Annotated in this window: 3 protein-coding genes, 3 tRNA genes and 1 rRNA gene; all 7 read left to right on the plus strand. The window is 33.9% G+C overall.

The window, feature by feature from the left end:
• Window positions 1-79 precede the first annotated feature (79 nt).
• The 7 genes from rrf (at window position 80) to EDD71_RS15000 (ending at window position 2,936) form a co-directional block, all read left to right on the plus strand.
• Window positions 80-198: ribosomal RNA gene (rrf, locus tag EDD71_RS16180) — 5S ribosomal RNA — on the plus strand.
• A 53-nt stretch (window positions 199-251) separates the two neighbouring features.
• A tRNA-Met gene (locus tag EDD71_RS14975) sits at window positions 252-328 on the plus strand.
• A gap of 11 nt (window positions 329-339) precedes the next feature.
• A tRNA-Glu gene (locus EDD71_RS14980) sits at window positions 340-414 on the plus strand.
• A 3-nt stretch (window positions 415-417) separates the two neighbouring features.
• Window positions 418-491 (plus strand) — tRNA-Gly (locus tag EDD71_RS14985).
• A gap of 147 nt (window positions 492-638) precedes the next feature.
• A complete protein-coding gene (locus EDD71_RS14990) occupies window positions 639-1,103 on the plus strand; it encodes a VanZ family protein (RefSeq protein ID WP_133629516.1) in 465 nt (154 codons plus the stop codon).
• Window positions 1,104-1,183: 80 nt separating this feature from the next.
• Window positions 1,184-1,861 carry a Crp/Fnr family transcriptional regulator gene (locus EDD71_RS14995; protein ID WP_133629517.1) on the plus strand — a complete coding sequence of 226 codons (678 nt, stop codon included), beginning with the start codon at window positions 1,184-1,186 and terminating at the stop codon, window positions 1,859-1,861.
• 166 nt (window positions 1,862-2,027) lie between these two features.
• A complete protein-coding gene (locus tag EDD71_RS15000) occupies window positions 2,028-2,936 on the plus strand; it encodes a hypothetical protein (protein WP_133629518.1) in 909 nt (302 codons plus the stop codon).
• Window positions 2,937-3,192 lie beyond the last annotated feature (256 nt).

Genomic DNA, 3,192 nt, shown 5'->3' on the forward strand with positions numbered 1-3,192 from the left:
CGAAGGTTAAGCCCTGTAACGCCGATGGTACTGAGCTGGAGACGGCTCGGGAGAGTAGGTAGCTGCCGGATGAATAACGCCTGGCGATAGGGAGTGCAGGGTAAGTAATCCACTCCCATCCGAGCCAGGTCGGTTAAGTCCTGCAGGGCCGATTGTACTATGGCGGAGACGCTATGGGAGAGTAGGTAGCTGCCGGATTTAATAATGTATCCCCTGGATTCCAGGTTGATATATAATAACCAGTCCGATTAGGCGGCGTAGCTCAGTTGGCCAGAGCATTCGGTTCATACCCGAAGTGTCAGGGGTTCAAATCCCTTCGCCGCCACCATATAGATTTTTGGCCCCTTGGTCAAGCGGTTAAGACACCACCCTTTCACGGTGGTAACAGGGGTTCGAGTCCCCTAGGGGTCACCACATGCGGGTGTAGCTCAATGGTAGAGCCCCAGCCTTCCAAGCTGGTTACGTGGGTTCGATTCCCATCACCCGCTCCATAAAAATCCTTCAGATTAATTGTCTGAAGGATTTTTATTTTTATATAGGGGATTTATGTAAATAAAGTTATAAAATGAGGATTAGCATTTATAAATTTTTTATGATAGAATTTTAATATATTTTTAAAAGGATGAGGAGATCTAGTTATGAAAAAAAGGTATATTAAATGGACAATGGTGATCATATGGGCTATAGTCATATTTGTCTTTTCATCACAGCCTGGAGATATATCGAATGGCAATAACAGATTTATATTGGATATGTTTATGAAAATGGGTATAAATCTTGATGCAATAACTGGTAATAAGGCGGATTTTATAATTAGAAAAGCTGCACATTTTACTGAGTACTTCATTTTTTACCTTTTGTTATATAATGCTCTTATTGATGATTTTTACTTAAATTCCACTTTGATTATTTCATTGATTATGACATTTTTATATGCATCAACAGATGAATTTCATCAGAGGTATGTATCAGGAAGGGGGCCTGCAGTACGGGATGTTGTAATAGATGTATCTGGAGGGGTGGTGTGCCTTCTCATAATATATATAAGGCACTATATAAGGAATAAAAAGAAAAACTACAGATTTTTCAAGAAGCCTTATTAAAGGGCTTTTTATTTCTATATGGAGAATGATTCATGTATTTGTTAAAATAACATATAGAATATATATGTTTGGAGGTAGGTATGGATAACAAACAATATATTAGAAGGTTATCATTTTTCTCAGAGCTCGACGATGAGAGTATAGATAAAATATTGGGATTAATGATAGAGAGAAAATATAAAAAAAATATGATTATATTCATGGAGGGAGAAACAGCTGAAGGGGTATTCTTTATAAAGAGGGGAAAAGTAAAGATTTTTAAAACAACCCAGGAAGGAAAAGAACACATAATCCATATAATGTCAGATGGGGAAATATTTGCTGAATCATGTTTGTTTGTTGGAGGAACATATCCTGCCAGCTCAGAAACAATAGAAGATTCGGAGATATATATGATAAGAAATAGTGATCTTGAAAAGCTGCTTGAGAAATACCCTAAAATTGCAATACACATCATTTCAGTTATGGGAAGAAGACTTAAACTGGTTTCCAAACAGATAGAAAACCTCGCATTAAGGGATGCCTATGGAAAAGCCGCGGCATTGATAATACAGCTAATAAAAGATCAGGGGTTAGAATTAAAAAATAATATCGTTTTAAAAACTCATCTCTCAAGGCAGGATATGGGTAATATGGTGGGACTCACAAGAGAAACTTTTACCAGGGCCCTTTCTATGCTGAAGCATAATGGAGCCATAGATATAGACAAGGATGAGATTATAGTTTTAAATGTTGACAAATTAAGGGGTTGGATGTAGTAATTTATTTTAAAAATTCCATAAGTTAGATTTTTACATCCTCTTATTGAGGATGTATTTTTTATTTAAAATTTGCTACTATTAAATTGTATTATTGGAAAATTTATGTTAAAGTATTAATGTATTACGATGAGGTTAATTATAAAAGTCTAAAATGGGGGTAAAAATGAGAGATAGAAATAATAAAATCAAGCATATTGTAATTTCTATAGGATTACTATTTTGTTTAGCAATAGGATATCTTCTATATTTAATATTGTGGGGGGGAAACTATTTGATATTCAGGGTATCCCCTGCCATAAATACAGTAAGCAAAATAAATAGTGCTGAAAAAACAGGAGGAACCGTAGAATTAAGTGAAGCAGATGTAAATGGCATTATAGAAACGTTTATGAAAAATGGTATTTCTAAGTCAGGATTTACAGTAAATAAAATATACTCAAAAATATCTGAAGGAAAAGTTTATATCTATATTCCGGGGAGGTATGGCAGCCTAAAAGTAATGCTATATTGTGAAGGAAACCTGTCATATAAAAATGATAAAATAAACTTTGTACCATCAATATTTAAAGTTGGAAAATTAAAACTATCCAAATCCTTTGTTATGAATAGATTAAAGACCTTTTCTGATGATGGTATCACCGTTTTAGAAAACAGTATAGAAATAGACAAGGATGTAATACCATTTGGATTTTCTAATTTAATAGTTGATAATGATAAGGTGATAGTTTCAGTAGAAAAGGTAACAAAGGAAACTGATAAATCACAGGCAGGGGTAAGTACCGAGGAGAAGTCAGTTAGTAATGAAGATTTGCTAAAGAAAGCCAGCCGTCAACTGAATGGTGCTCATTCATCTGTTAAGAGCCCAAAAAATAAGGATATAATTAGAAGAATACAATCTACAATAAATAAAATGATACAGAATCCATTATACCCATATCACAAAGATGCGGAGGAAGTTAAAGCAATGAAAAATCAATTAACTCAGGGAGAAAAGGATGAATTGCAGAATGCAATCCTTGACAATATGGATACATCAACTATTAAGCAGATAAGATCAACATTTGGGATATAATAACAACACACCCCGGGGTGTCATTATATGTAATAAGGAGAAAACTAGAGAAATAGATAGAAAATAACTCATAATTATATTATATATAGAAATAAGACGTTTTAATATGCTGATAAAAGTGATAAGATTATTTTTGTTGTTGCGAAGAATAAATAAAAAAGTAGTTGACATAATAGAAATGACATGATAATATAATCTAGCGACATCGGTCCTAAGGGACATATAAAGTTTGGCCTTTGAAAATTGAACAGTGGAA

It is taken from the genome of Fonticella tunisiensis (genome assembly GCF_004364155.1).
GTDB classification, from domain to species: domain Bacteria; phylum Bacillota; class Clostridia; order Clostridiales; family Caloramatoraceae; genus Fonticella; species Fonticella tunisiensis.

Excerpts from the sequence above, each read along its gene's own strand:
- EDD71_RS14990 (WP_133629516.1), top strand. The coding sequence starts at position 639 with ATGAAAAAAAGGTATATTAAATGGACAATGGTGATCATATGGGCTATA.
- EDD71_RS14995 (WP_133629517.1), top strand. The coding sequence starts at position 1,184 with ATGGATAACAAACAATATATTAGAAGGTTATCATTTTTCTCAGAGCTC.
- EDD71_RS15000 (WP_133629518.1), top strand. The coding sequence starts at position 2,028 with ATGAGAGATAGAAATAATAAAATCAAGCATATTGTAATTTCTATAGGA.